At 55.9% G+C, this 23,882-nt stretch carries 15 protein-coding genes and 1 tRNA gene; 9 read left to right on the top strand and 7 right to left on the bottom strand.

What is annotated here, in order from left to right; translation table 11 throughout:
* Positions 1-8 precede the first annotated feature (8 nt).
* From vccC to FEM03_RS04040, 7 genes are all read left to right on the top strand, one after another.
* Positions 9-1,055: a Verru_Chthon cassette protein C gene (gene vccC / locus FEM03_RS04070; protein WP_138084913.1), complete on the top strand. Its 1,047-nt coding sequence runs from the start codon at positions 9-11 to the stop codon at positions 1,053-1,055.
* Entirely contained in the window at positions 964-1,833 is an 870-nt protein-coding gene (vccD, locus tag FEM03_RS04065; RefSeq protein WP_425501938.1) for a Verru_Chthon cassette protein D, read from the top strand. The genes vccC and vccD overlap by 92 nt, the downstream gene beginning before the upstream one ends.
* A 109-nt stretch (positions 1,834-1,942) precedes the next feature.
* Positions 1,943-11,242: a beta strand repeat-containing protein gene (locus tag FEM03_RS04060; protein ID WP_138084911.1), complete on the top strand. Its 9,300-nt coding sequence runs from the start codon at positions 1,943-1,945 to the stop codon at positions 11,240-11,242.
* A 131-nt stretch (positions 11,243-11,373) separates the two neighbouring features.
* Positions 11,374-11,448, top strand: a tRNA-Asn gene (locus FEM03_RS04055).
* Positions 11,449-11,554: 106 nt separating this feature from the next.
* The gene (gene thiH, locus FEM03_RS04050; protein WP_240772665.1) at positions 11,555-12,646 is read left to right on the top strand and encodes a 2-iminoacetate synthase ThiH; all 1,092 of its coding nucleotides are present in this window, start codon (positions 11,555-11,557) and stop codon (positions 12,644-12,646) included.
* A complete protein-coding gene (gene thiS, locus FEM03_RS04045) occupies positions 12,643-12,849 on the top strand; it encodes a sulfur carrier protein ThiS (RefSeq protein ID WP_206170865.1) in 207 nt (68 codons plus the stop codon). The genes thiH and thiS overlap by 4 nt, the downstream gene beginning before the upstream one ends.
* A 93-nt stretch (positions 12,850-12,942) precedes the next feature.
* A complete protein-coding gene (locus FEM03_RS04040) occupies positions 12,943-13,365 on the top strand; it encodes a YidB family protein (RefSeq protein WP_138084909.1) in 423 nt (140 codons plus the stop codon).
* A 5-nt stretch (positions 13,366-13,370) separates the two neighbouring features.
* On the opposite strand, the gene FEM03_RS04035 is transcribed toward FEM03_RS04040, so the two are convergent.
* The 7 genes from FEM03_RS04035 to recF form a co-directional block, all read right to left on the bottom strand.
* The gene (locus FEM03_RS04035; protein ID WP_138084908.1) at positions 13,371-14,030 is read right to left on the bottom strand and encodes a metallophosphoesterase family protein; all 660 of its coding nucleotides are present in this window, start codon (positions 14,028-14,030) and stop codon (positions 13,371-13,373) included.
* A gap of 29 nt (positions 14,031-14,059) precedes the next feature.
* Positions 14,060-15,658, bottom strand: coding sequence for an Rne/Rng family ribonuclease (locus FEM03_RS04030; protein WP_138084907.1), 1,599 nt, complete (start codon positions 15,656-15,658; stop codon positions 14,060-14,062).
* 100 nt (positions 15,659-15,758) lie between these two features.
* Positions 15,759-17,984 (bottom strand): penicillin-binding protein 2, encoded by a 2,226-nt coding sequence (gene mrdA, locus FEM03_RS04025; protein ID WP_138084906.1) that lies wholly within the window; start codon positions 17,982-17,984, stop codon positions 15,759-15,761.
* Positions 17,974-18,603: a hypothetical protein gene (locus FEM03_RS04020; protein ID WP_138084905.1), complete on the bottom strand. Its 630-nt coding sequence runs from the start codon at positions 18,601-18,603 to the stop codon at positions 17,974-17,976. The genes mrdA and FEM03_RS04020 overlap by 11 nt, the downstream gene beginning before the upstream one ends.
* 27 nt (positions 18,604-18,630) lie before the next feature.
* On the bottom strand, positions 18,631-19,473 hold the full coding sequence (gene mreC, locus FEM03_RS04015; RefSeq protein WP_138084904.1) for a rod shape-determining protein MreC: 843 nt from the start codon (positions 19,471-19,473) through the stop codon (positions 18,631-18,633).
* Between the two features lie 135 nt (positions 19,474-19,608).
* Positions 19,609-20,643 carry a rod shape-determining protein gene (locus FEM03_RS04010; RefSeq protein ID WP_138084903.1) on the bottom strand — a complete coding sequence of 345 codons (1,035 nt, stop codon included), beginning with the start codon at positions 20,641-20,643 and terminating at the stop codon, positions 19,609-19,611.
* A gap of 293 nt (positions 20,644-20,936) precedes the next feature.
* Complete coding sequence (recF, locus tag FEM03_RS04005; protein ID WP_138084902.1) at positions 20,937-22,022, bottom strand: DNA replication/repair protein RecF; 1,086 nt, start codon at positions 22,020-22,022, stop codon at positions 20,937-20,939.
* Between the two features lie 183 nt (positions 22,023-22,205).
* On the opposite strand from recF, the gene FEM03_RS24670 reads away from it, so the two are divergent.
* Together FEM03_RS24670 and hisS are read left to right on the top strand one after the other, a co-directional pair.
* Positions 22,206-22,499 (top strand): hypothetical protein, encoded by a 294-nt coding sequence (locus tag FEM03_RS24670; RefSeq protein ID WP_206170864.1) that lies wholly within the window; start codon positions 22,206-22,208, stop codon positions 22,497-22,499.
* A 71-nt stretch (positions 22,500-22,570) separates the two neighbouring features.
* Positions 22,571-23,881 carry a histidine--tRNA ligase gene (gene hisS / locus FEM03_RS03995; protein ID WP_138084901.1) on the top strand — a complete coding sequence of 437 codons (1,311 nt, stop codon included), beginning with the start codon at positions 22,571-22,573 and terminating at the stop codon, positions 23,879-23,881.
* Position 23,882 lies beyond the last annotated feature (1 nt).

The raw sequence follows: 23,882 nt of genomic DNA, 5'->3' as shown, positions 1-23,882 counted from the left end.
CACCTGCCATGACCAAACACCATCATACGTCCAGGGGATTTACCTTGGTTGAGTTACTTGTTTCGATGACAATCCTAAGCATCCTTATGCTACTGGTTGCGTCGATTGTTTCGGAGGTGCAGCGTGCATGGTCACAGACTTCTGCCAAGGTGTCGCAATTCCGCGAAGCTCGGCGCGCATTTGATGTGCTCAAAAACAATCTTGGTCAGGCGACGTTAAATCCCTATCTTCGATATCGATTCAACAACCCCTCCAATCCTTTTTCTCCATTCGATGCCGCTGGAGAAGAGCTGGAAGGGGCAAACCGGAATCCGCTCAAATACATTCGCTACTCGGAACTGCAATTCATTTCCGGTCCGGCGGGTCAGGTGTTTTCGGGAGCAGTGCCTGATATTGCTGGGCATGCAGTGTTTTTTCAAGCCCCTCTGGGCTATTCAGGGGAATATGTCAATCTGCCTACGGCGTTAAACGGGCGTGGCTATTTTGTGCAATTCGGCGACGATATCGCATTCAGGCCACCTTTCATTGCTGGAAGAATACCGCCCAAGCATCGGTTCAGGCTGATGGAGTATGCCCCTCCCACTGAGGTGAATACGATTTATGACAAAGCGGCCGGAGCAGAAATCGCTGACTGGTATGCCAACTATACCGAATGGAGCAAGCCGGTGGCCGACAACGTCATGATGTTGGTGTTGTCCCCGAAGCGCCCGGTCATCGTGGGAAGCACCGAAGATTCGCGGGACATCGCTCCCAACTATTTCTATGACAGCGCCGCCGAGTTGGGGGGACCGGGTGAGGAACAGGATGCACAGTCTCATGAACTGCCGCCCGAGATTGAGATTGTGATGGTTGTCATTGATGAGGGGTCGGCCCAACGTCTGGCCGACAAGTTTGGTTCGGCCAAACCATTCACTTACACCGGCTTCAACGCTGCATCCGACACCGAATTCCGTGCCGATCTTGATGCTCTCGAGCAGGCTCTTGTGGACGCCAAAGTCAACTTTCGCATTTTTTCGGCCACCGTGTCGATGCGCAATTCTAAATGGAGCAGCTAACGTGAACGATACCCCACTTCATTCCCCAATCCTACATTGCCAGCAAGCCATTCTCGGTGGCATTCCCGCTTCTTCGTTTGTGGCGAGATTCCGACGTGGCTTCACTCTCGTGGAAATGTTGGTGGTCATTGTGATCATCGCCTTGTTGATGGCCATTGTGACCCCGTCCTTTTATTCGGCGATCATGGCAACAAGATTGACATCGTCTGGTGGCCAGTTGGTGGGCATGCTGTCGAATGCACAACAAATTGCAACTTCAGAAGGTTGCACCGTGGAGGTGCGCTTTTACAAATACAACAATGATGAATTCGATCCCGGCGCAGATCCGCGGTTTCGATCTGTCTTGCTTCTACGGCATTTCGAACAGGGTGCTCCGAACCCTGATCCAAATCCAGCCAATCAAGGCAAACCTTTGACCGCTCCGATGGCATTGGTATTAGGCGAGGTTTTGAACTTGTCACAAGACTTGGTCCTGAGCGAGAACAACGAAATGTCGACTTTTCTGGCCAATCTTGCAGATGGCAATTCTACAGTCGGCACCAAAGTGTCCAATGCATCGGGCTTGTCAGACTACACTTTCCGGCCCGGCAGTTCGTTCAAATCCTTTATCTTCCGACCCGAGGGCACCAACTTGAATCCAGCCCCTCCGAACAAATGGTTTGTCACCTTGGTGGTTGCTTCCGACGAAGAGGAAGGGCTGACTCCAGACGAAGTGAAAAACTTCTATTGTGTCCAGGTTGACCCCTCCACCGGCCGGATCACCAGTTACCGTCCGTAATCTTCTTTTTTTACTTTTGTATTTTATCAATACACCCCTTGTAATTTTGTCCGGGCACAACGGAATCTTGATTGTCTGATCAGGATTGGGGATAATCTCTTTTAATATAATGAAAACGCTCCGCTTTCTCTTCTCGTTCATCAGTCTTCTTTTGGCTGCGCAAGCTTTTGGACAAAATGGAACCTGGAACAAAACGACCGGAACCGACCCATACGATTGGTTGGCGGCAGGCAACTGGAATGGATCAGTTCCGAACGGAATCACGTCGATTGCCAACATGAACGTTGATATCCAGAACAACATTACGGTCAACCTGACCGGTAACATTAACCTTGATCAATGGACGCTCGGAGATTCGAGTGGAACCTCAAGTTACTTGATTCAATCCAGCGGGGGCACTTTCGCCATCACCTTCAATAATACGAGTGCATCGGAAGCGCTGTTGCGCAAGAACGGCAGTGGCACCGACACTGTAGGCACTCAGGTGATCATCAATGATGGTTTGATTCTCGATGTTGCCGGAGGAACACTGATTCTTTCTGGTGGACTCACGATGAATGGAAATGGAGTTCAACCGGATGCAGAAACGGTCACCAAGAACGGTGGCGGCACTTTGACTGTATCGGGAAACACTCTTCTTAACGCAGGGGCGAACTATCTTCATGCGAACGGCACTACCAACTTTGATGGCGCCTACAATCGATACCTTGGAACGGCGACGACTCAAGGAGGCTCTACATTGAATTTTGCTGGCGGCTACAATTACTTCGCTCATGGCAGTGGGATCGGGTCTAATTCGCTCGAATTTCGTGGAGCGACTACCAACATTGGTGGCACGACAGGAACCACTCGGACAGCTATTGCAGGATCAATACTGCAAACAGGAGGAACGGTCAACATTGGCCGTGACGGTGGAATATCGAATACAACGCTTTACGGAAATTTGCTGAACAAGGGCAATGGCACTCTGAGACTCCAGTTTGGCAACGCAGCCGGGACCACGACGGTCTTGGGAGGTGCAGCTGTCACGGCCAATGCAGGAACGCTTACAGCGGGCGGAAATACCTTCACTGCCAGCGGGATTGCTGGCGGTTCTCTCTACGCAGGCATGCGGGTTTATGGCCCGGGAATCGCAGACAATACTGTGATCACGGCTTATAACAGCGGGACCGGGCAAGTCACTCTAAGCAACCCTGTTGCAGCTGGCTTCACCCAATCAGGCGTTCCTCTGATGTTTGCCGAAGGCGTGAACTCGGGGTTGACCGCTTCTGCTCCTGCTAACAATTCCAACATCATTTCCGTTAGCAGTTCAGCAAATTTTAACGTGGGCGATACGATCACAGGCGTTGGAATCCCCAAAGGGGTGCGAATCGCTGAGATCATCAACGGAACCTCTGTTCGGCTGGAAACCAATGTCACCGTCGCCAGCGGTGCACAGCTGCAAACCTACCGACCAGGCACTCTGACCTTTGGTTCAAGCAGTTTGGGAACCGCAGGTTCAACCGTCGAATTCCTTCGCGGAGCCTCGTCACAGGGCACCGCAGGCGGTCAGGTGTTGTTTGATCCTTCGTTGAACCTGGTGTTGGAAGAGCGGGCGTTTGTCAACATCACGGACAATGCCGGCACCATTCAGGACTTTACTTTCAATTCCCTCAACAGCAGCTCGAACACCACGCAAAACACCATTGGATCGGTCATAACCACGGAGGGTAGTCCCTTCATCTGGTTCAGCGCGGGCCAGACGGGACTTGCGACTGGCTCCTATGTGACCGGACCTGGGATTCCCCCAGGTGCCCGCATCATCAGCGTGAACGGGAATACTGCCTTGTTGGATGTTGCCGCCACGGCATCAGTCACGTCTCCGGGCGTGGCCATGCAGGTGACCCAGTATGGAACCATCAGGTCTGAATCTGGAAACGCGACATTGACGGTTGGTAACTACGGCGCCGTCAATGATGTGTTTGATGGGCGACTTGATTTTGGCGGCTCCGGTGGCAATTCTCGGGTCATCAAGGTGGGGTCAAATACTTTGACCCTGTCGGGAATTCAGGATAATGGCGGATCTCGTGTAGAGGTGCAGGAAGGCACGCTTGAACTGGCCAAGGTGAGCAATGCCTACGTCCATGCCATTGGATCGGTGTTGATCATTGGAGATTCAGACGCAGCCATCGAAACCGTGAAACTCGGGGGAAGCTTTGCGCTGCCATCCGTGAAGTGGTCGAATTACAATGACCAAATTTTCAGAAGCGCCGCCGTCACGGTCAATTCTACGGGGTTCTTGGACTTGAATGGATTCACAGAAGGGTTTGGTGTTCTCCAAGACACTGATTCCATCGGGGGCTTCGTCGGCAACAGCAATGCGCAAGCCGCCACGGTCATCGTCGGTGAAGGTAGCGATACCTCGGGCACCTTTCGGGGGGTGATTCGCGATGGTTCACCCACCAGCGCAGGTGGCGGCATGGTGAGTTTTGTGAAATCAGGCGGAGGCACCCAAACTCTCCAAGGGAACAACACCTTCACCGGGACGACGGCGGTAACACGGGGAACGGTGACGCTGAGTGGTGCCAATGGTGCATTGTCCGGCACTTCAGCAGTTCGTGTCACCAACTCGACCTTGTTTCTCAACAACAGCGTGGCCGGCGGAGGGGCTAATAGCAACAGAGTCAACGACAGTGCTCAAATGATCCTGCGAAACGGCACGTTTACGGTGACCAACAACAATGATTTGGGGACCAATATTCTCGAAAATGTCGGAGCATTCGTTTCTGAAGGAGGCCACAACATTATTCGTATCCAGCATGATCAGGGTGTTAACAACCGGGTAAGAATCAATTTCGATAGTTATACTTGGCAAAATGGAGGCATGGTTTCCATTGTCGAAAACAATGGCGACTCGACGAATAACCGGGGATTTTCCGGAGGTTACAATTCCAATGGATTTGTGAATTACCTTTCTCCTGACCAGGCCCTTTCCCAGGTAACGGTTACCAATGTGCCTACATCGTTTCTAATCGGAGGTGCGGGCGCGACAGGTTCAGCGGACATTAACATTCTAATGGGCGCGTTTGGTGGTCACTATGCCAACCAGACCCGTGAGTTTATGACGGTGCAGACGGTGGCAGGAGTGCATTACATCAGACCACTGCAACTTTCTGAGTATACCCGTTTGACGAGTGTTCAGGATGTCAACACCTCCAATGTCATGACTTCCATGAATGATGTGGCGCGCCATGACTTCAATAATGCACGGATCAATGCGAATCTTGCCTACAACAGCTTGCGCATGCATGGTGCCACAAGAACGGTGATTCGGGACGATAAGGTTTTGAAGATCGGCGACGGGGCGAGTGCCATCGGCTACAATCCGGAAGGACATGTTGGCGCAGGGATGTTGAACCTTATTGATTGGGGCACATCGATGTATGGTGGTTATCTGGATTTTGGCAATCGCGAGGCCGTTATTCGTGGGCAGGGTGCCACCATCATTCAATCCAGCATTGTTGGCAACCATGCCACTCATGGCCTGACCAAGTCTGGAGGCGGCCACCTGGATTTGTGGGGAAACAATACTTATTCAGGAGAGACTTACGTCACACAGGGTGGCATCCGGGCATTCAACAGCAATGCATTGGGCCTCAATGGTGTGGGTAATGAGATTCGCCTTGTGACCAGTGGCTATGACGGAGATACCCTGGTGCTTGGTAACGGCGTCATTGTCGGCAGCCAGAGCGATTCAACCCAACGGAAAGACGTGATTCTGGAGTTCGACGCACGCCTCAGTGCATTTGATCAGAACAACGTGCTCAATGGCGACGTTTTCGTCGGAAGCGGAACTCAAGGAGGTCAGAACATTACCAGTTATCTGCGCACCAGACGCAATTCTGCAATGCTGACAATCAATGGAGACATCGTCAACGATCAAAGCGAAACCCCCATTACAGCGACGTTCAACGGTGGCTCCGGACGGGTGCTGGCGCTCATTGGCGACCAGATGAACGATGGCATTGTCACCATCAGTGGATCTCTTGCCGACAAGAAAGTCGGCAATGATACAGCTGCGGCAACCTATGAGTATGAGAAACTCAACATCATGGTGAGAGGCAGCAGTGGTGATGCCGGGCGTTCCTCGCCCATCATGGATTTCCACGTGAATGTTCAGGACGCGACCAATTTGACGGGCAGTCTTGACCTCCGCAGCGGGTTCTTCCGCCTGCAAGGTGACTACGGCACCGGAATCCTCAGCAATCCTACGGCACAGGGAGGCGTGATCAACATGACGATGAGGCTGCGTGACAACGACAATGACTTTGTCAATCAGGTGGCCGTGTTTTCGATGACCAACAACAATGCGGATCCTTTCGCGACACCGACGGTTTACAATGTCAACAACATTTCCTGGGCGGACGGAAACAACGGTTATTCGGCCACCTCTTACGGAATTCTGGCCAACGAGGGTGTTGGCAAAGTGGTCATCGGTAATGGTTATGGCTCGTTGGATATGAACCCTACCGCTGACATCGCTTACGGTGGAAGCTTTAGCTTCAACTATGCGAATCCGCCTGTGTTGCCCGGTGATCCTGGCGAGCCTGATCCTCCAGCCCCCCCCCCACTTCCTCCCCAAAACGGAACAGTGATCTCATTTGGTCAAGGTGGCGGCTTTGACGAAGGCTCCGCGTTCTCCAACCTCGCAATCGGCATGCTGGTTGAGGGGGCAGGGGTGCCTGCCGGGACGTTCATCACCGCCATTGGTGCGAATTCGATCACCGTTAGCCAGGCGGTGAGCGTCACCCAGAACACCAACCTGAGCTTTAGCTCGCTTCAGTCCTTCAACCTTGCGAGTGCTACATCTTTGGGCGGCACTCAGACGAATGTTATTACCCTGGATGGTGCGTTCTCACCGGGTTTTGATATCGACAATCTCCGGCCTGGAATGGTCTTGACTGGAACCGGCGTTGCCAACAGCACTTACATTCTGCGCATTGATGCGGAGAACAATCAGATCGTTCTGAACAAGGCAGTCACCGGCAACCCTACCAACATCATTTTTAATGATTCGATCCCCAATAGCACGACAACCCAGCGGTATGCTGATGCAAGGCTGTATTCTGTTGAGGGCGGGGAACTTGAATTGCGCCTTCGCCTCCTGGACGATGGTGGATTTGGATTGGAAAACGAAGTGGGTGCGGTTACCAAAGTCGGTCGTGGCGATGTGCGTCTTACTGGGGCCGTCGGGTTGAGTGGAGAGCTGGATGGGGGCGTAAACCTTCATGGTGGCACACTGATTCTTGATTACTCGGTCAATTCGGGTCGCAAGATTACCAGCGGTGACAACCATGAGGCACCGCTGACGCTGGCGGGTGGTGATATCCATTTGGTTGGCAACGCTACCGTGAACGCAGTGGAACAGCTGCGAGGGCTGATGATCATGCGTGCGGGTGATTCGCAGGTGCGGGTCTCAAGCGCAGGAGTATCGACGACGACGTTGAGCCTTGGACCTCCCTCCAACCTGATCAACAATATCACGATGTTGCCAGTTCGCTATGCGGGGTCGACGATGTCGTTCTGGCGTGACCTTGCGGCTGGGGGCTCAGCGGTCATCACTTTGGAGGTCCCGGACATCTATACGGGCTCGGTGATCCTTCCTTGGGCCACCTATGTGGACGGAGACCCGAGTTCCGCGTTTTACGGGAAGGTGGTCGATTTCGCCTATGTGACAAGAGCCAATTCGCCCAGCGATGCATTGGGCATTTCTGCGGCAGCGGAGGAAGGGTTGTTCACGATTGGAAACAACCTGGATTTTGTGAATGATTCGATTGCAGATCCCGAGCTTCTCTATCCTTGGAAGCTAGGTTATCTGGCGGAGGGGCCTGAAGAGGATTTCTTTGGCAGTCCTGGGTCGGGTTTTTACGGAACTATCGCCCCTGAGCCGGGGGCTACGGTCATTGACCTTCGCGCGATTCTGTTCAATCAGGACAATGACAACCAAAACGGTGATGATTTCATCGGCAACGGCGGAACCAGGGTGGATCCGAATAACGTGATGAAAATTGCGGACGGCAGCATCATGACGCTGCGCACCGAAGGTTTTGAAGCCAGGGGCTCTGCAGGAGCACTTGGTGGGGCCATCTTGATCTCGGCCACGGTGGGAAACACCCACAAGACCATCCAAGGGGGCGCGATCAGTTCGGCACTCGAGACGTTTTACTTCGATCCTGACATCACCAAGGCTCTGGTGCGGACCAATGATTTGATCATCCACAACTACGCCGATGCTCCAAACTTCGTCGATCAAAGTGCTGGTGGCGGCATCTTCACTCTTGATACCAATATTGTGGACAATCCCTACGCTCCTGGCGTGAGATTGAACCTGGTGCACAGCGGAACCGGATGGACGCGGATGGTTCGCGCTACTGCCAGTGGCCCAGGCTATGGCTACACGGGCAGCACCTTCTTCAATGGCGGCACTCTTTGGGTAAGTGATCCCAACAAACTTGGGGCCAATCCTGGTTCATTTGATTCAGACAACTTCTACTTCACTGGTGGTCGCTTGCGCATTGGTGACATGACGCAACTGGACGGAACGACGCTCATTGAGGCTGCTGCCAACAACATCACGTTGAATGCGTTCCGTGGGATTACCATCGGTGGTGATGGTGCTTTCATCGATATTGTGAAAGCGTCGACCACTTTCACCATCAACAACCTGATTGCTGCCGAGGTGCATGCGCCTACTTTCGCTGGTGGTATTGTGCGGAAAAGCAACCTTGGTGTGGGTGACCTGACCAAGGAAGGTCTTGGCACGTTGGTGATCACCAACAAGCTGAACACTTACAGTGGACGGACCGAAGTGACCGCTGGAACTCTGCAGGTGAACATCGGAGATCCGATTGCCAACCAGGCCAACAGCAATCCTGTTGCCAAGCGTGCTGCCGACAATGAGGAAGCCAATTTGGCGGGAACGCTGGGATCGAGCTTTTCCTACATTGACGGCACCTTTGTCGATGCGGGCGCTCAACTGCGATTCCAGATCACGGGGAACACCACAGCTGACATTGTTGGGAAGAAATTCCAGAACGGCACTGGCGAGTGGATAACCTTGGATGGGGGCACACTCGGCACCACGGCTGCGCATACTGGTGGTTCGTTGCAAGGGATGATTCGAGTTCGTAAGGACAGTTTTGTTGACGTGGTTGGCACGGGGGTTCTTCGCTTCAACAGCGAGGCGGGCATGATGACCAGTGAAGGGGCCACTGCAGGACAGGGCGCACTCACCAAAGTGGGCACGGGGACTCTCGAACTGTGGGAAAACAACACCGAGTTCAAAGGCAACTGGAACGTCAATGCGGGTCGCATCGTGGGTATTTCGCAAGGCAATCCGTTCGGCACCGGAACGACGATGACCTTGGGTGATGCGGTCGGCACGGCACCTTCAGCAACTGCCGAGGCGTTCCTCAGCAGTCGTCAGGCTCGCACGGTGATGATTGAAGAAGTGGCAGCTTCCAGCACCGCATCAGGAAATCAGATCAATGTTTTGAAGGGCGATACCACCGGGCTCTATCCAGGCATGTTGATCAGCATCAATGGAACCAACTACCGCATTGCTCAGGTGCCAAATGCCACCACCTTCAACGTGACGGGGAACTTTCCAGCGAACACGGTGATCAGTGGGCCGGTCACCGTGGTCCATACGGCTGAGCTGCCACTCCATTACAATGTGGTTCAAAATTTGGTGATCAACCAGGAGGCGGTAGGAGCAGCCGGCCAGCAAACGAAAAAGATTGGAGCCCGGAATCACGAAGTGTTGGCCAACTCAGGGATGAACTGGGATCAATACAATTATGACGGTTCCATCACATTGAATGATGACTTGATTGTGAGCTATTATGATGATGTGGCGAACTTGGGGATTGGTCATAACGCAGTTGGAACCACGGTTCCACTAATTGGTCGGGATCAAGTGATTGCTCTGAACGGAAACATCATTGCCACAAACGGGAATGACCTTATCACGGAGATTCTTTACAACGGTGACGTTGTTGAGCAGGCATTGAACAAGCGTTTGAGGGTGTATTTCGAGATCAACGGCGCGAACAATTCCCAGTGGAACAGTGATCTGATCATCGGCAATGGTGCTGCAGCAAATGCAGACCTCGACAAGACCCATCATGTTAGATTGGGTGGGACCGGCACTCCGATCACAGCAGCGACGGATGTGATCATGACCAGCAACAGCATCTTCCAGATTGGCGGCATGAATGTTACCATCGGAAACTTGATGGTTGACGTCGCTGGCGTTGCCGCAGGCACCGGAGCCAACACAGGGAGGCAGCAGATTATCGTTGAGAATTCGTCAGACAAAGGCGAGGGCACTCTCCGTGTTACCCAGAGAGACAACGAAGATTGGGATGTCCAGTTCCGCAATGGCACCACTGATGCTCATTACATTACCAACGTGAACAACACCCAAGCTGGGGACGGCGGCAGTGGAGATGGAACGGGCTTCCGGGATAGAAGGCTCAACTTGATCAAGGATGGTGCGGCCACGGCGGTGCTGACCCAGGACAATGAATACACCGGTTCAACAGTGGTCGACAATGGACGTCTTCAAGTGGGTCGGGGTGGTTCGGCGTCGACGCGTGCGGTGGGTGATACGGGAATGGGCGGTGTTGGGCAGAGGGGCACTACGGTGAACTCTGGCGGTCGCATCGGTGGAACGGGAACGATCCAGGGGGTGGCAAATGTCACCACACACGTGGTTCGTGGGGTGATTGAACCCGGTGATTACACGGATGGCACCACGAGTGGCATCGGAACGCTGGCAGTGGTGGGGAATCTGGATGCCAAGGGCGGGACCTTCAGCATGCAGGCCAACCAAGCTTCCAATGCTGCGCCTGACGCTACTTTGTCGATCTACCGCGACTTCACCATACTGGCCCCTTCAGCCATTCAAGATTACAACAATTATGTGAATACGACGACCGCGACATGGGAAGGCCTGGCGACCAGCACCAGTCGGAGAGATCACGATCTGTTGGCCATTTCTGGCTCGTTTGAGGTCGACAGCAGCACGGTCTTCAGGCTGAATGGAAATGCTGGGACCTTTGTTGCGGGTCAGGTATTTGACTTGGTTGACTGGACCATGGCATCGATCGGCGATTTGAATTACTCCGGGATTTTGGAATTTGGATCGGCACGTCTCTACTCAGGTGGAATGACGGGCAGCTTCGATCTTCCGCAGCTCTCGGAAGGATTGCTTTGGGATCTCCAGAAATTGGAAAGCAACGGTATTCTTCTGATTACCAGTGGATATGCCGTCATTCCTGAACCAAGTCGCGCATTGCTGCTTTGTGCAGGATTGGCTGGATTGCTGATGCGTCGCCGCCGTCGGAAAGTTGCTGCTGGCGTTTGATTTGATGATGACGAGGGTGGTTCTCCGAATCGAAAGCGGAGGACCAATTTTTCGGTGCATTTTTCAAAGAATCGCTTGCCAATGGGGCTGGGTGAATATACTAACAGGCCCTGAACGATTTGATTTCAGATTCCCGAGTAGCTCAGCGGTAGAGCGGGTGGCTGTTAACCACTAGGTCGTAGGTTCGAACCCTACCTCGGGAGCCAATTTTTCTATTGATTGAAAGGCATGCGGGTTTTACCCCGACACTGCGATTGTGATATGACATTTTCCCAGGTTTACAAGGATTCAGCCTGGAAGCAAAGCCCTCTGATGCAACGTGTGGCATCGCTTCTTGAGCCCAAGACGGGTGCTGAACTCCAGAGGATGGCGCAGGAGTCGCAGGCACTAACGCGACGCAATTTTGGTCGGACGATGCGGATGTTTGCGCCGCTTTATGTGTCCAACGAATGCGTGAACAACTGTCAGTATTGCGGGTTTTCCCGGGACAATCCGATCTTTCGGGTGACGTTGACGGTGGATCAGGTGGTGAGGGAGGCGCGGCATCTGGCGGATCAGGGATTCCGCAACATCCTGTTGGTGGCGGGTGAGCATCCGAGGTTTGTCTCGGAGGGGTATTTGGAAGAGTGCTTGGAGGCGATTCGAGAATTTGTTCCGACGATCGGAATCGAGGTGGGGCCGATGGAAACGCCCGAGTATGAGTTGATGGTGCGGGCGGGGTGTGAAGGATTGGTGGTGTATCAGGAGACCTATGTGCGTGATGTGTATGCGAAGATGCATACGGCTGGGCCGAAGAAGGATTTTGACTGGCGCCTGGATTGTCCGGAACGGGGATATGCGGCGGGTTTCAGGCGCATTGGGCTGGGGGCGTTGTTTGGTCTGGCCGATTGGCGGGAGGAGGCGCTGGCGTTGGCCGGTCATCTTGAGCATTTGTATAAACACTGCTGGAAGGCTTCGTTTACGGTGGCGTTTCCGCGGCTGCGACCTGCTGCTGGTGGCTTTCAGCCAATGACGGGTTTTACGGATGCACAGTTGTTGCAGACCATGTGCGCTTTCAGGATCGCTTTTCCAGAAGTGGGAATGGTGATGAGCACGAGGGAGTCAGCGAAGCTGAGGGATGCTCTGGCACCGTTAGGCGTGACGGTGATGAGTGCGGGAAGTCACACCGAGCCGGGAGGATATACGGGGCAGGGGAAGGATGATCTCCATTTGACGGTGAAAGGGCGGCGGGTGGAGCTTGAGCGACGTTCTTCCTGTGATCAGGCGGAGGGACAATTCGGCATTGCTGATTTGCGCAGCCCTGACGAAGTCTCCAAAGCGTTGATGGCTCAGGGGTTGGATCCGGTCTGGAAAGATTGGGATGCGTCGATCTTGCAGGAAGAATCTTTGGTGGAAGTGGGATGATGATGCTGGTGTTCGTCAATGGTTCGAAGCGCGAGGTGGCGGAGGCGCTCAGCCTACCTGGTCTGCTTGATGAGCTTGATTTGTCGGGCAAGCCGGTGGTGGTGGAATTGAACGAGGTGGCGCTATTGCCTAGGGAGTATGGGGCGACGATTTTGGCCGAGGGTGATCGGGTGGAGATTGTTCAAATCACGGCGGGGGGATAGGGGGAAAGGATAAAGGATAAGGGATAAAGGATAAAGAATTCGGCGGAAAGGGTTTTGGTGGCTTTCTCGATAGGGAGGAGCTAGAGTTTTTTCATGAGCTTGTTTGAAGATCTTGGGAAAAAACTGCTGGGTGGAATGCTTTCTGGTAAGGAAGGCGGTGGTGGTGGGGATCTGATCTCGGTGGTGATGCAGTTGTTGCAGGACTCGGGGCGTATGCAGGGACTTTTGCTGAGGTTTCAGCAAGCGGGTTTTGGGGCGGAGGTTCAATCATGGATCGGCAACGGCTCCAATCTGCCGTTGAATGGCGAACAGGTGCAAAAGGCTTTGGGGGCGATTCTTCCCCAACTCGCGCAACAGACGGGCTTTAATGAAGACTTGCTGGCCAAGGGGGTGGCGAAGTTGCTGCCGGGTTTGGTGAACGACCTATCACCAGATGGCGAACATGTGGAAGAGGGCGATCTGACCGGTCATCTGCAAAAGATCCTCGGTGGGGGCCTCGGGCGATTGTTTAGTTGAGGTGCTTAGGATAGGCGGCTTTGCCGCAGCTGGCCTTTTTGATTGGCCTGCCAGTAGTCGTTGGAACTGACTTCCAGGGCGGTCAGCCAGCCGTTGCCGCAGGCCCAGGTGTCGATGCACACGGTGTGACCAAGGTTGAGGACCTCACCGGATTTTTGTGAGGTGTGGCCGCAGATCATACGGCGACCAGAAACATGGGGGAGTTGCTTGCCGAGGTGCTGCCAGTAGAGGGATTCCTCGGTTTGTTGGTCGAGAGGAAGCTCGGGGTTCACGTTGGCATGAACAAAGAAATCGGATTGAAGCTCGTGGTAGGGCAGGGTGGCATTCAAAAAACTCCAGTGGGATTCGGAAATGCAGGAAAGTGGAGGAGCAGTGTAGGAGGCGAGGGTGGCGTCGCCGCCGTTGGCGATCCACAGCTGTAGGGTGTGAGGATCGTGGCGGCTGTCGAGCATCATGACCTCGTGGTTGCCGCGAAGGGGGATGAGCTGGGTGCGGGTGGCGAGGGCGAGCAGGTAGTCGACGACGCCTGCGGAGTCGGCACCACGATCGACGTAGTCGCCGAGGGTGATGACGAGATCTCCTGGACCAAACTGCAGGTGTTCGTCCAGGATCTGAAGAGCGGTGAGACAACCGTGGATGTCACCGATGGCGAAGGTGCGATTCATGCCGTCGGGTCGGTGGGGTGCAAGCGGACTCAGTTTTTGATTTCATCGCCGGTGCGAGCGTTGGTGATGATGTAGTGCTCGCGGTTGAAGCTGGCATCGGTGCGGAACGTCATGCGGGCCTGGTATTTGCGTTCGAGGTCGACGAGGATCTGGTCGTCGCTGGTGCGCAGACGCTGCATGACATCGGGATGGATGGTGACGACGAGGTCGCGGTCGGTCTCGCCAATGCGTTGAAGCACGGAGCTGAGGCGACGCTGGATTTCCACACTCATGGTGAGCGGGGTTTTGATCTGTCCGTGTCCAGCGCAATGCGGGCAGGGTTCGTAAAGGGCGTCGGAAAGGCTTTCGTGCAGGCGCTGACGGGTCATCTCCATGAGGCCGAACTGGGAGAGCGGCAGGACCTGGGTCTTGGCCTTGTCGCGCCGGGTGTGGTCGACCATGGTTTTGTAGACGGCCTGCTGGTCGCGGCGCTGTTTCATGTCGATGAAGTCGACGACCACGAGTCCGCCCATGTTGCGGAGGCGGAGCTGACGGGCGACTTCGGCGGCGGCTTCGAGGTTGGTTTCGAGGATGACCTTGTCGTCGTTGGCGGACTTGCCTTTGTTGCGTCCGGTGTTGACGTCGATGGAGATGAGGGCTTCGGTTTGGTCGATGACGATGTAGCCGCCGCATTTGAGCCAGACTTCGCGATAGAACGCGGAGTCGATCTGGCGCTGAACGTTGTAGCGGTCGAAGATGGAACCGGGGCCGGTGAAGTGGGTGATGCGACGAAGAGCGCGCCGGGAGATGGGGGCGACGATTTCCTTCATGCGTTGCACGACGGCGATGTCATCGCAGGCAATTTCGTCGATTTCATCGGTGAGGAAGTCGCGGACGGTGCGTTCGAAGACATCGGGTTCTTCAAAGCAGCAGATGGGGACTTGTTTGCTGTCGCGGCGTTCGACGATTTCGTTCCACTGTTCAACGAGGATGGAAAGGTCGCGAATGATGTGACGGGCGCGTTTGCCGGCGGCTTCGGTGCGCATGATGATGCCCATGCCTTCGGGCAGGTGCAATTTTTCGACGATTTTGCGCAGGCGGGCGCGCTCTTTGGGATCGTCGATCTTGCGGGAGATGCCGCAGGAATCGTTTTGGGGCATCAGCACCAGGAGACGTCCGGCGAGGGAGATGTTGGTGGTGACACGCGGGCCTTTGTTGCCGACGGGACCTTTGGTGATCTGGACGAGGATTTCAGCGCCGATCGGGTAGAGGCTCGGGATGTCCTTGGCGGTGATGGTTTTGGATTTTTTTCGGTTGGAGCCGCCGCGATCAATCTCCTCCATGGCCTGGGCGTTCAAGGCTTCGGGGATGGCATCCCAGAAGTGGAGGAAGGCGTTTTTCTCAAGGCCGATGTCGACGAACATGGCCTTGAGGCCCTGCTCGATGTTTTTGATGCGGCCTTTGTAAACGCTGCCGACGAGGTGGGTGGTGCCCACGCGTTCGATCGAGTATTCTTCGAGGGCACCGTTCTCGAGGAGGGCGACGCGGTTTTCGAGTCTTTCACAGTTGATGACAATGCGGGTGCCGCTGGTGATGTCTTTTTGTCCGGTGAAGAATTCCTTAATTTTTTTCACAATTGCGAGAGCCATGGTTGAAAAGGGTCACTTGAGTTAGTTGAGATTCGTGGGAAGCCGGCATCATCGAGATACTGACTGGGGATGGGTATTTTTGAGAAGGATAGAGCAACCATCACCTGCCCAGCATGCGCTTGAAGAAGTTGGCGCGGCGTGGTGGTGGTTGGCGGTTTTTGACAGCGGCGGAGCCTTCAGCATCGGCTTCTTCGCGGATTTTGACTTTGGGTTTGGAAACTTGCGTATCCCGGGCGCGGGTGGGGCGGGGGGGCTCGTCTTCGTTGATGGTGCCGGTGTCTTCGTCTTCGGTGCCGGGAAGGGTGATGGCGGGGAGACCGTCGTAGGAAACGGCCATGATCTGATCGAAGCTGCCGACGACTTCAGGAACGGCGGCGAGTTGGATGGTGTAGCCGGTGTCGAGGGCGAGGGCTTGTTCGAGCACGCGCTTGGCGATGGGCGCGGCGGTTCCGCCTCCCGAATGTCCGCCCTGAACGAAAATGCAGGCGGCGTATTTGGGGTTGTTGTAGGGGGCGAAGGTGATGAAGAGAGTGTGGTTGTCTTTTTTGCCGTTGGGGGCCCAGTTCTGGGCGGTTCCGGTTTTGCCAGCGACTTCGACATTTTCAATGCGCGCGGAGCGGGCGGTGCCACCGGTTTCATTGACGACCTTCCACATGCCTTTGCGGATGAGCTCGATTTTCGCGGGGGTCATGCCGTGATCGATGAAGTTGCCGCGGATTTCAGGTTTTTGTTCGCGGACGAGTTCGGTGCCGTCCATGATTTTGCGAAGAAGGTGGGGTCGGTAGGCGATGCCGCCGTTGGCAGTGGCAGCGGAGACGCCGGCCATCTGCAGGGGGCTGGCGAGGACTTGACCCTGGCCGATGGAGGTGTTGGCGGTGTAGCCGTTGCTCCAGCGTTCCCTGGGTCGGTTGGCGCGCAGCCAGCCGGGGCTGGGAAGGATGCCAGGGTCTTCTTCGAGAAGCTCGATGCCGGTTCGTTCACCGAGGCCGAACATTTTACCGGCTTTTTCGATGTTTTCGATGCCGGCGTTGTTGCCGTAGAGGTAGAAGTAGCAGTTGCAGGAACGCATGATGGCGTCGGTGAGGCCGAGCGTGCCATGGGCACCGCCTTTGGAGGCGATCCAGCATTTCATGGCCTTGCTGCCATAGGTGACGCTGCCGCCGCAGTTGAGGCGGTCGTTCTGGTTGCCCGCAAGAATGCCTGCGAAGGCAATCATGACCTTGTAGGTCGAGCCGGGGGCGTAGGTGTTGACGGCGCGGTTGAAGAGGGGGTTGGCGGTGTTGCTGGTGTAGTCGCGAAAATCTTCGCGGGAAATGGAGGGGATGAACTTGTTGGGGTTGTAGGACGGCACCGAGGCCATGGCGATCACGTCGCCATTGTTGGGGTCGAGCACGACGATGGAGCCGCGGCCGATGGCGGGGGTGCTCTCGCGAAGGGCGCGTTCGGCGATATACTGGATGCGGGCGTCGATGGCCAGGTAGAGATCGCTGCCTTTGCGGGGTTCGGTGTATTCGAGGGCTTTGACGATACGGCCTTTTTCGTTTTGCAGCATGGTGCGCACGCCGGGTCGACCGCGCAGTTCGGTGTCGAAGGTTTTTTCAATGCCTGCGACGCCGAAGTCATCGGGAACGTAGAAATCCCATTCGCTGCGTTCTTCATCGGGGACTTTTTGTTCGTCGGGCTGGCTGACATAGCCGAGGACGTGGCAGGCGAGGGAGTCGTAGATGTATTGTCGGACGGCGCGTTCGGTGACGCTAACGCCGGGGAGGCCGAGACGGTGTTCGGCAAACTGGCTGAATTCTTCGAAGGAGAGGTCGCTGCAGTAGACCCATGGGACGACGCCACGGTTGGTGCGGTAGTGGACGCGCAGGCTATTGGCGTTGTATTCGCGGGCGATGCCGAGGTTGTTCAGGCTGGCGATGACGACTTCGTCAACGACGGCCTTGATGTCGAGTTCGTCTTTTTCGCGGATGATGCCGCGCTCGGGGTAGCGATATTTGTAGAGGGGAAGGGAACGGCGCTGATCTTTGGGCAGCAACTTGTTCTGCTCGGCGAGCATTTCCTTGTAAGCGGCGACGAGGGCGTAGAGGTTGATCTGGACCTCGAAGGAGGATTTGTTGCGGACCAGGGGAATGCCGTTGCGATCTTTGATCTCGCCGCGGAAACCGGGAACGCGGGCGCGCAGGGTTTTGGTGCCGGGAACCTTGTGTTTGAACTCTTCGTGTCGTTCCACACTGAGGTTCCACAGGCGTTGGGAGACCGCGCCGAAGCCCATGAGGAGGACCAGCGTGAAGAGATAGAGACGGAATCGATATTTAACTACCATGGTAGCGATAGACGAGGCCTTCGTGCTTCACTTCGTAGTTAAACAGGTTGGCCAGGATGTGCAGGACAAAAAGGATGATGGGGGAAACCAGCATGGCGAGCAGCGAGCAGGTGATCAGCTTGGTCCACAAGCCGGGATGGAATTCGAAACTTCCCCTTAAAAATGACATAAATAAGAATTCTACCAGAAGCCAGGTGAAGGTGGCAATGCCGACCATGAATACCGGGAACTCCCAGCGTCCGCGTTTGAAGAGGGGGCGGATGCCTTGCATGAGGGCTCCGGCGATGGCGAAGAGGACGATGGAGTAGCCGACGCGAAGGTTGCCCATGCCGGAGCGGGCTTCGTCGATGTCGGAGTTGCCGAGTTCGTCCATCTGGCTCATCTGGACGGTGATTTTTTCGGGAGGATGGGGGAGATTGCGGGCATCCCACACGAGGCCGGTGGCCAGGGCGAGGATGAGCATCATGGGAAAGGAGACGCTGAGGGAGGCGCAGAAGAAAAACACGGCGGGAAGCAGCAGGCGCGCCTGATTGGCAAAGTCGATGACGGGCATGAACTCCTGAATGCCGAAGGAGATGGTCAGCAATACCAGGACGCTGAAGTTGAAGAACAGGTTCATGAGACGGCTGCTGGCTGGCTTGCGGATTTATTCGGCGACGGGAATGGCCGACGGCACGCTGGAGGGCATGCTGTCAACGTGCACGACGAAGACGTCCTCGAGAAGGTTGAAATTGACGGCGGAGTCGACGATCGCTTCACCCGACACGTCTTTGGCCTGGAAGCTTTTCACCTTGCCGAGAAGGAGTTGGGGAGGAAAAACGCCGCCGTCGCCGGTGGAGTAGACGTTGGTGCCTGGGGTGACGGTGAGGGTGGGGTCAAGAAAACGCAGGTAGAGGTTGGGGCGGGATTCGAAGTCTCCCCGTTCGCCGCTGAGGATGCCCTTGAACTGGGTGCCTTCGATGCGCGCGGCGACGCGGCATTCTTCGTCGGTGAGGAGGATGACTTCGGCCGTGTGGGCGGCGATTTTGCCGGTTTTGCCGACGAGGCCGATGTCGGTGATGACGGGGCTGTCGGTGACCAGTCCGTCGAGGGCACCTTTGTCGATGACGAGGGTGCTCCACCAGTTGGAGGCGGAGCGGCGCAGGACGCGGGCGGCGGTGAGTTTGTATTCGCTTTGCTGGCGGTAGTTCAGCATGGCGCGGAACTTGTTGTTCTCCTGCAGCACCTGGTTGTATTTTTGGGCGATGATGCGCAGCCCTTCCGCTTCCTGGCGGAGGTTGTTGTATTCGCGCTGGAGTTGCGCGGGGTCTGAAGGGGTGTTGGTGGCGCTTTTGAACTGTTCCTCAGCAAGGGCGCTGCCGCGGATGAACGGCGAGAGGAAGTTCATGACGCTGGTTTGAATGGCGCGGGTCTGCGGGGTCTTGAGGGTGAAGACGGCTGCAACCGCAGCCAGGAATAACAGCAGGGCGATGATGTTGCCTTTTTTCATGGAATGCGATGGCGATCAGCACATGGTTGGCACGAGGCGGGCGGGCGGATGTTCATGAACATGGGGCATGAAGTTAGGACCAATCAATGTCTGCCTGGAGGAGATGAACCGGAAAAGGTCACTGAACCAACTGGCTCAGTTGTCCATGGTGCTGACCTTGCGCAGGAACTCGATCTCGCTGAGCACGCGACCGCAACCTTCGCCGACGGCGCTGAGTGGATCGTCAGCCACGTGGACGGGGAGGGCGGTTTCTTCCTGCAACAGCTTGTCGAGGCCGCGCAGGAGGGCGCCACCACCGGCGAGCATGATGCCGCGGTCGACCAGGTCAGCAGAGAGCTCGGGCGGGCAGCGCTCCAGGGTGGTGCGAACGGCGTCGATGATGGTGTTGAGCGGCTCCAGCATGGCTTCGCGGACTTCCTGGCTGGTGATGGTGATGGTTTTGGGGAGGCCGGCGACCATGTCGCGACCTTTGACGTCCATGGTGGTCTCTTTACCGAGGGGATAGGCGGAACCGATGCGCAGTTTGATGTCTTCAGCGGTGCGTTCGCCGATCATCAAATTGTAGGCGCGTTTCATGTAGTTGGTGATGGCTTCGTCGAGCTCATCACCGGCAACGCGAACGCTGCGGCTGTAGACGATGCCGCTGAGGGAAATGATGGCGACCTCGGTGGTGCCACCGCCGATGTCGACAATCATGTTGCCAGCGGCTTCCTGAACGGGGAGGCCGACGCCGATGGCGGCTGCCATGGGTTCTTCGATGAGATAAACTTCGCGGGCACCGGCCTGTTCGGCGCTTTCCTTGACGGCGCGTTTTTCGACTTCGGTAATGCCGGAGGGAACGGCGATGACGACGCGGGGACGAACAAAACCACGGCGGTTGTGGACCTTCTGGATGAAGTGGCGAAGCATGGCCTCGGTCACTTTAAAGTCGGCGATGACACCGTCCTTAAGCGGGCGGATGGCAATGATGTTGCCGGGGGTTCTGCCGAGCATCCGCTTGGCATCATCGCCGACGGCGACCACTTCATTGGTGCCTGCCTTGACCGCCACGACGGACGGTTCACGCAGGACAATGCCATGGTCTTTTACGTAGACGAGGGTGTTGGCGGTGCCGAGATCAATTCCAATATCACTGGATGCGAAACCAAAAAAACGACCAAAGAATGACATGTAGGAGAAAGGGGTGAAAAAATGAAAGTTGAAAGGGGTGGTGAAACAATGATGAAAAGGGACTCAACGGAACAACCCCTAAAATCACAGGGTGCCGGATGCCGCCACAAGGCTGCAAACGACTGCGCAGCCAGCTAAAAACCGTGGCAATTTCCCGTCAAGAGAAACTTCGGCATGAGAGCCATCTTATCGTCGGATGAAACCGTGGTGCGGTTTGTTGTCGCTAGACGGCAGAAGGCCAACTTGCAAGCACATTTTGTGCCGAACTTTGGTTTGGGAGGCTGGAGGAAGGCTCAGAGTCTTGAGCCAACGGGAACGAGGGGACCGAGCGCGGCCTTATCAACATGATATTGCCAGCCGTCGGGCGAGAAATCGCCGGTGATCCAGTCAACGGAAGTGGTGGTGATGACTTTCTGGGTGTCTTGAGGAAGGGCGTTGAGTAGGGCGCGACGGCGTGTGTGGTCGAGTTCGCCAAAGACGTCGTCGATCAGGAGAAGGGGAGGTGAGCCGGTGGCCTGTGTAAGGGTGGTAACCTGGGCGAGTTTGAGGGCGAGGCTGAGGCTGCGTTGCTGGCCTTCAGAGGCGAAGGCGCTGGCGGGACGGTCGTTGACGAGCAGCTGGAGGTCGTCGCGATGGATGCCGGCGGCGGTGGTGCGGGTGCGTTCTTCATCGGCGCGGGCGTCGCGGAGCTGCTGGGCGAGGCCGTTGGGATCGAATCCGGGCTGGTATTGGATTTGAGCGATTTCGTGTCCGCCACTGAGGGCAGCGTGGGCAGTGTTGACGTGGGGAGTCAGGGACTCAGCGAGCTGGGCGCGGCATTGGGAGATGAAGTGTCCATGTTCCTCGAGAGCCACGGCGTAGGCATCGGCTTGACGCCAGTTGATGACGGCGTCGCGTTTGAGCAGGTGATTGCGGCTGCGCAGGAGTCTTTCGTAGTGACGCAGGGCGTGTAGGTAGCCTGGATTTAGCTGGGCGGCGGCGAAGTCGAGGTAACGTCGGCGATGTTCAGCGCCGCCACGGACGAGGAGCATGTCGGAGTGGTCCATCCACACCACGCGGGCGCTGCTTTGGAGGTAGTCGGGACTGCGGGTGCAAACGACGTTGTCGACCGCGAGCCGACGGGTGGTGGCGCTTTGGGCAAAACGCAGTTGATGGTCGCCGAGACTGGCTTCCACCAGGCAACTGCGGGTGCCAAATCGGATCAGGTCGGTGCGTGTCGAGGTGCGGGGGGATTGCAGGCGCAGCACGACGCAAAGGGCCTCAAGGAGGGAGGTTTTGCCCTGGGCGTTGTTGCCGACGAGCAGGGTCGTGGCCGGGTGCAAGGCCAGCTTCGCCTCGGCGAAACAGCGGAAATCCCTGACCAGCAATTGGCTCAACATGGCAGCGATGATGAAACGTGATGGCCGCTTGTCCAGCAGGCAATCGTGGGTGGCCGCGCAATGGGCGAAAGAAAACAGGCACGGAACATGCTTTTTTGCCGCATTACTTGTTCTGATATGAAAATTATGGTAGTTGGAATTTCGACTCCTTAATTAAGTTTCCCAAAACAATACCCTTAGCTTATGAGCACTCTCATCTACATCAGCCGCAACTACACCGAATTTGGACCCTTTACTCCCGCCGAGATCCTGGATTTCAACAAGCGCGGTATTTTGGTGGGCAGTGATCATTTAAGGCCCCACGGTGGGGACATCTGGGCATCGGTGGAGGAGTGGATGGCGAAATCGGAGATCATGACGGCGAAGGCAGAAGCCAAGCCGAAGCCGGTGGTTGAGAAAAAGACGCCGACCGCAGCGAAAAAGGCCGTGAAGAAGGCAGCCAAGAAGGCGGCGAAAAAAGCGACCAAGGCAGAGTAACAGCCCCGCCAGCTGAGTGCATTAGCCGGTTGCTTTTCGTCGTGACGTGAGGCATGACTGCAGGCCCGATCATGGCTGCATTTCAAACCGTCAAAGGCTTCCGCGACTTCCTTCCTGAGGATTGTGCGCTTCGTAATTACATCTTCGACCGCTGGCGTGCCGTGGCGCGGGGTTATGGATTTGTGGAATATGAAGGGCCGCTGGTGGAGCCGACCGATCTCTACAAAAAGAAGAGTGGCGACGAGATCACCGGCCAGCTTTTCAATTTCATCACGAAGGGCGAAGAGGACGTTTCATTGCGTCCAGAAGTGACGCCGACACTGGCCCGGTTGGTGGCGGCGAACCAGCGCAATTTTTCGAAGCCGCTGAAGTGGTATCAGATCGGATCTTGCTTCCGCTATGAGAAACCGCAACGGGGCCGCACGCGGGAGTTCATTCAATTCAACGTCGACATCGTGGGCGACACCAACCCCGCCAATGCGGATGCGGAGTTGGTGGCGTTTTCGATTGATACGATGCTGGCCTTTGGATTTGAAGAAGGCGATTTTGTGGTGCGCCTGAGCAACCGCCGTTTGTGGTTGGATTTTCTTTTGGAGAATCAGATTGCGGACGAACACAGCGCGACGTTTTTGCAGATCATCGACAAAATGGAGCGTGCTCCCAAGGACGTGACGGCGAAGCAGCTGGAGGTCATTGGATTGAGCGTTGAGCAGGTGGAGGCGCACATCAAACGTTACCTGGATGGTGAGGCGGTCGAAGCTCCCGATTCCATCTTCGCGGAACTGAAGGCGGACCTGACGGCGCGTGGTTTGTGGAAGTTTGTGAAGATCGATCCGGGCATCGTGCGCGGGTTGGCCTATTACACGGGCACGGTGTTTGAGGTGTTTGACCTCAAACACAATCTCCGCGCCATTGCGGGTGGTGGTCGCTATGACAATCTCGTCGGCCATCTCAGTGATGGAGCGGTGCAGATGAGTTCTTGTGGATTTGCCATGGGCGATGTGGTGTTGACCGAGTTGATCAATCGGCACGAGATCGCCAAAGGAGCGGCGGAGCAATGGAAGCGCCGTCACCAAGCGCCCGAGGTTTATCTGGTGATTGCGGATGACAGCCGCCGCGCGGAGGCATTGGGAATTTTGCAGCAGCTGCGCCGCATGGGGATCCGGGTCGATTACGCCTTGAATCCCGCCAAGATCGGCAAGCAGTTTCAAACAGCGGAGAGTTTGAATGCCCGTTTCGCGGTGGTGGTTGGCTCGGAGTATCCGTTGTTGACCGTGAAAACGCTGCGCACTCGTGATCAAATGGAAGTCAGCGCTGAGCAGTTGCCGGACAAGCTTGCAGGGTTGCTTTCCATGCCTGAGTCCGGCCCGTTGATCGCGTAGA

Origin of the sequence: Phragmitibacter flavus, assembly GCF_005780165.1 — a bacterium.
Classification (GTDB): domain Bacteria; phylum Verrucomicrobiota; class Verrucomicrobiia; order Verrucomicrobiales; family Verrucomicrobiaceae; genus Phragmitibacter; species Phragmitibacter flavus.
The sequence above is the reverse complement of the archived record's forward strand: the minus strand, read 5'-3'. Positions and strand labels throughout refer to the sequence as shown.